Origin of the sequence: Nocardia brasiliensis IFM 10847, assembly GCF_000710915.1 — a bacterium.
Classification (GTDB): domain Bacteria; phylum Actinomycetota; class Actinomycetes; order Mycobacteriales; family Mycobacteriaceae; genus Nocardia; species Nocardia brasiliensis_A.
Genome location: NZ_BAUA01000189.1, coordinates 1 through 4,638, shown reverse-complemented (window position 1 = coordinate 4,638; position 4,638 = coordinate 1). Strand labels below are relative to the sequence as shown.

6 protein-coding genes and 1 pseudogene are annotated in these 4,638 nt (G+C 66.5%); all 7 read left to right on the top strand.

The features are described 5' to 3' along the window. Positions 1 to 135 (top strand): MspA family porin (locus NBRGI_RS46920; protein ID WP_029901930.1); only part of this gene is annotated, 135 nt, incomplete at its 5' end. A 635-nt stretch (positions 136 to 770) separates the two neighbouring features. Beyond that, on the top strand, positions 771 to 1,265 hold the full coding sequence (locus tag NBRGI_RS36980; protein ID WP_029901928.1) for a hypothetical protein: 495 nt from the start codon (positions 771 to 773) through the stop codon (positions 1,263 to 1,265). A 56-nt stretch (positions 1,266 to 1,321) separates the two neighbouring features. Further along, a complete protein-coding gene (locus tag NBRGI_RS36975) occupies positions 1,322 to 1,915 on the top strand; it encodes a hypothetical protein (protein ID WP_029901926.1) in 594 nt (197 codons plus the stop codon). 9 nt (positions 1,916 to 1,924) lie between these two features. After that, positions 1,925 to 2,221 (top strand): annotated as a pseudogene (locus NBRGI_RS49435) (recombinase family protein); the annotation flags it as partial. Positions 2,222 to 2,426: 205 nt separating this feature from the next. Then, a complete protein-coding gene (locus NBRGI_RS49430) occupies positions 2,427 to 2,927 on the top strand; it encodes a hypothetical protein (protein ID WP_235211231.1) in 501 nt (166 codons plus the stop codon). 446 nt (positions 2,928 to 3,373) lie between these two features. Beyond that, the gene (locus NBRGI_RS47825) at positions 3,374 to 3,823 is read left to right on the top strand and encodes a hypothetical protein (RefSeq protein WP_148311102.1); all 450 of its coding nucleotides are present in this window, start codon (positions 3,374 to 3,376) and stop codon (positions 3,821 to 3,823) included. Positions 3,824 to 3,825: 2 nt separating this feature from the next. Then, on the top strand, positions 3,826 to 4,467 hold the full coding sequence (locus NBRGI_RS36955; protein ID WP_051728320.1) for a site-specific integrase: 642 nt from the start codon (positions 3,826 to 3,828) through the stop codon (positions 4,465 to 4,467). The last annotated feature ends 171 nt before the right edge of the window (positions 4,468 to 4,638 follow it).

The window sequence follows — 4,638 nt, the reverse complement described above, 5'->3', positions numbered from 1 at the left end:
ACCGTCGACCAAGTCCAGATCAAAGTCGACGCCTGCATGGGACCGGTCTCGCTGCGCTCCTTCGCCACTGCCCGCATCTCCACGCCCGAAGCCGATGACACGGTCTCGGTCTACGGCGACCCGATCTACCTGTAAGGGGGCATCTCGTGAGTCCGCATCGAGTTACCAGAGCTATTGCCGCGTTGACTGTGCCGCTCGTGGCCGCGCTCAGCGCGGTTGCGGTCGGCGGCTCCGCGACCGCGCAACCGGACATCCCGTGTGATCAGTGGCAGCAGATGCATCCGGGCTGGCCGTGTATCCCGGTCCCCAAACCGCCGCCCGGCCCGCCTCCCGGGCCGCCGACGACGGCACCGGCACTGCCGACCCCGGCGCTGCCTGGCGCACCCTCGGGCAACACCGGCGGTGCGGGTAGTCGAGCTGGAGCGTTGGTTCCGCCGCCGGTCGGGCCTGGAAACGGGACGCCGATTGTTCCCGTGCCCGGTACGCAGTCACCCGGACCCACCGACTTCGCCCCGCCGCCGCAGCCGCCGGGTCGTGAACCCGGTCCAGCCGTGCCGAGGGCCGCTCCGGACCAGAGCGGAGCCTCCGATCCCGGCTCCCCACCACCGGTCCACGCACCATCGGCGACCCTCTCGCCGCCGGCTTCTCCGGGACCATCCTCGCCGTCGATTCGTGACCAGCTTCCGGTGCGGCCTGCTTCACGATGTGGTGAGGAACGAGAATGGTCGTTCAGCCAAGGCTGCCATAACACCTACGACTACAAGGTTGTCGTGCACAAGACCACCCCGAACTACACCCCGCCCGGCACCGCGCCCTACGACACCTGCTCGGCGGCCAGCGACGGCATCTCCTGCACGGTCAGCCGCTCCACGACGATCTCCCGAACCGTCACCAAGACAGGGCAACTCGGAGTCGACGCCACCGTCGGCGCCCTCAAAGCCAGCGGGCAGGTATCACAGTCGGTAGCCGATACCGAATCGCTCACCATCGGCGAAACCGGCGGAAAAGCACCATCGATACCGATGAAAGCCGGAGAAACGATGTCGGCGTATCCGACCTACACTCAGGTGCTCTACGAGGTCCAACGCTACGACGCCGAGACCGGACAATACGTGTCCACCGAGCAGAAGCAGGCGTTGTTCCCTGAGGGCAGCACCTACCGTGTCGGACCGACCGGCGCACCGAACGGATTCCCAGCCCCGCCGCCGGAGATCCTGCCCGTGCAACCCGAACCGGTCATCCCGCACCCGGCAGGAGGAAACTGAATGTGCGCAGCGCAGATGACGTCGATCCCCGATCCGCATCCAGCCCAGGAGCCACGATGACCGACACAACCAGCCCCGCACCGGCGACACCACCCGCGCCGCGCCGTCGGCGCTACCTCATCGGCGCGATCGCCGCGATCCTGGTCCTGGTGGCCGCCGGGCTGGGCTATTTCTGGCTCAAACCCGCGCCACCGCCGAAGGTGTTCGTCGAGCGCAGCCGGCCGATCTTCGAACTCACCAAGACCGACCTGCGCGGGCAGACCTTGCAGAACGCACTCACCAAAATCGTCTACCCGCAATCAGTGCTCAACGACCACCTCGGCGACGTCTGGGTCGTCGACCTCGGCGCCGGACCCTCCCGAACCCTGATCCCGATACCCCAAGACACCGACGCCTGGACCGTGACCGCGGTGTGCTTCCGCGTCCAAACACTCGACGAAGAGGCAGCCAACCGGAAACTGAGCCCCGGGCAGAAACCCGACGTCAACTTCGTCACCTTCGGCATCCAGCGCTCGGACACGATCCCGCCGGAAAAGCTCAGTGCGATCATCCAAGGCGACCTCGACGACACACTGCCCGGCTGCAGTATCGGCACCACCGGCATGAACGCCTACCGGCCAGGCACCGGACCCACCATCCGAGTGCAGTAGCCGTCACGCATCTTCCGCGAATACATCGGCGGCCGAGGCGATAAGGCGATCGCCGAAGGACTCAACCGCGACGGGATACCGTGCCCGTCAGTCCACCGCCCCGAACAGAACCGACACCGCGCAGGACACGGGTGGCAGGCACCCACAGTCGCGGCGATCGTACAGAATCCGCGCTACACGGGCTATGCCGTGTTCGGGCGCTGGACCAAGCGAGAAGAACTCATCGACCCCGACGACGTCGCCGCCGGATACGCGATCCGCTTCGTGCGAGCCACCGCGGATCGCATCATCCGCTCGCGCCGTCCCGCTCATCCGCAGATCGTCTCCGTCGAGCAGTTCACCGAGGCACACCTGATCCGCCGGGGCCGAGCCGGCATCACCAACCGAGACCGCGCCGAACTCGATCGCACGAGAACCCTCCAACATCTACTACCGTTGCCGCGCAAGAACCCTCGCACCCGGCAGCAAAGCGCTGACAGACCATCCGAAGACAGTCAACCTTCGAGAGTCAGTGCTCATAGACCCGCTGGACGGATGGCTTTCAAAACTCTTCGACCAACACCAGCACCGAAACCGGACCGTCGAGATACTGCTCGCGGCGCAGGAACCCGACGACACAGACGCCCTACGCGCACTGCTGCGTCGCCGAATCGCCGAAGCCGACACGAAGCTACAGCGCCACTTGGCCGCCATCGAGGCGGGAGTCGACCCAGCAGCCTTCGTGAGTTCGATGAACGCAGCACAAGCCGAGAAAGCCGCAGCACGCGCCGAACTCGACGCAATACCGAAGCCGATCAGACTGACCGAAACCGAGATGCACAAGCTGATCGAACCAGCAGGTGACATCGGAGCCGTGCTGTCAGCCGGTGCACCTCGAACTCAGGCAGTCGAGCGAGGAGGGGGGTCCGGGGGCAAAGCCCGCCGGGCGGGGCGTGGGGGCTGCGCCCCCACAAACATGACGAAACGAGAAACGGCCCATGCTCTCCATGAGCATGAGCCGTCGATCGAGTGAAGTGTCCGGAGGGGAACACAACCAATACGCACACCTCTTTCACCAGCGAACATCGCTGGAACTGGAGTCGTAGTTCGTCCACCCGGCAAGCCAACCTGCATCACAAACATCCACTCGCAAACGTCAGGTAGCCGAGCTCGCCTGCACTCCACGCCATTCGCCCGGCGGGATACGGCACCGCGGATGCCGCGATTGGAATTAGCAGATGCGCCAGATCTAGCTCCTAATCTCCCACGACAGAGGGGCGCAACTCCCCTCTCGCGCACGTTTCTCCGACATCTGTGTCGGATGTTCGCCCCGTGTGTTCGAGAGCTCTCGAACACACGGAGGACGACCGGTGATTATCCACTCTGACCTGCGCAGATATCCAGCGCCTTTGCCCCGATCAAGGTCATCGGTGTCGTGCGGCAGGTTTGCTGGGCGGGGGTGCGCATGATTCCCCCCCCTTGGTGCCGCCGCAAGGTCAGCTCCAGGAGTTGATCAATGGTCCAGTACCTACCGACCGGATTGTCCGGGTAGCTGACGGCGATCTCGTCGTCGGCGTGTCGTCGGTGGGCGATGGTGGCCGAATTGCTGACAAGCATCTACTGTCCACGCTAGGGTACCGCCCCTCCGTTCGCCTGGAAGTAGCCGTCACCGAAACCGGGGCGCTGCTGCTGTGCCCGGGCGTGCGCGGCACGGTCATTGTCACCGGTAACGGGCATATCCGGCTGCCGTATCGCCAGCGCCGCCGGGTGAGCCTGTTCCTCGGGGACCGGGCACTGCTGATCGGGCGGCGCAGCACCGCACGCCTGCTCGTCTATCCTCCAGCCGCGATCGGCGAACTGGTTACGGCTGCGCTGCCGATGCTCGCGGTGGCGGTGACCGCCCCGCCGACAACCCCGCCCGCCGCCTGACCATGCCGACGCGACGCCCCTCACACCGCTACGCGATCCCCTCAGCCCGCCTCGCCGAGATCTGCCATGCCACCGCCACCAGCGGCGACGCCCCCGAACTCGATTCGTTGATCCTGCGCCTGCACATCGAGACCGCCTGCCGCCGCAGCGGCGCGCTCGCCCTGCGCCCGCACGACCTCGACCGCGAGCAGTGCTTGATCTATCTGCGGGAAAAGGACGGCGTCGACCGCTGGCAGCCGGTCTCACCGACCCTGATGCGGCACCTCGTCGAGCACGCCGAGCAGCGCCATAGTCCGCTCATGGGTCAGCTGCTGCGCTACCGCAACGGGCGCGCGATCAGCTCGCGCCGCTACGACCACCTCTGGCATCGCATCGGGGGGATCCTGCCGTGGGTCGCCGCCCAGGGCATCACGACGCACTGGCTGCGCCACACCACGGTGACCTGGGTCGAACGCACCTTCAGCTACGCCGTCGCCTGCGCCTATGCCGGACACCGGGGCAAAGGCCCCGGCGCCGCGGCCACCTACGTCAAGTCCTACCTGGCCGAAGTGGCCGCCGCGCTGTCGGTGCTCTCCGGCGAGCCCCACCCGATCCTGTCCGCGCAACTGCCCACCCCGGCCGCGATGACCGCGTCCGCACGCTGAACGCACCGGAAGGTTCCTCATGGCCGGCACCCCCCTGGAACTCACCTCGACCGAAGACCCACGCCCGGACGTGCGCACGCCGCCAGGTTCACGTGCGCACACCTTCTTCTGGAGCGTGCTCACCGCAGCAGCCACGATCAGTATCACCGGCAACGCCACCCAAGCCGTCCT

Bases quoted from the DNA above. Each gene is read 5' to 3' on its own strand.
- NBRGI_RS36975 (WP_029901926.1), top strand. From the start codon at position 1,322: ATGACCGACACAACCAGCCCCGCACCGGCGACACCACCCGCGCCGCGC.
- NBRGI_RS36955 (WP_051728320.1), top strand. From the start codon at position 3,826: ATGCCGACGCGACGCCCCTCACACCGCTACGCGATCCCCTCAGCCCGC.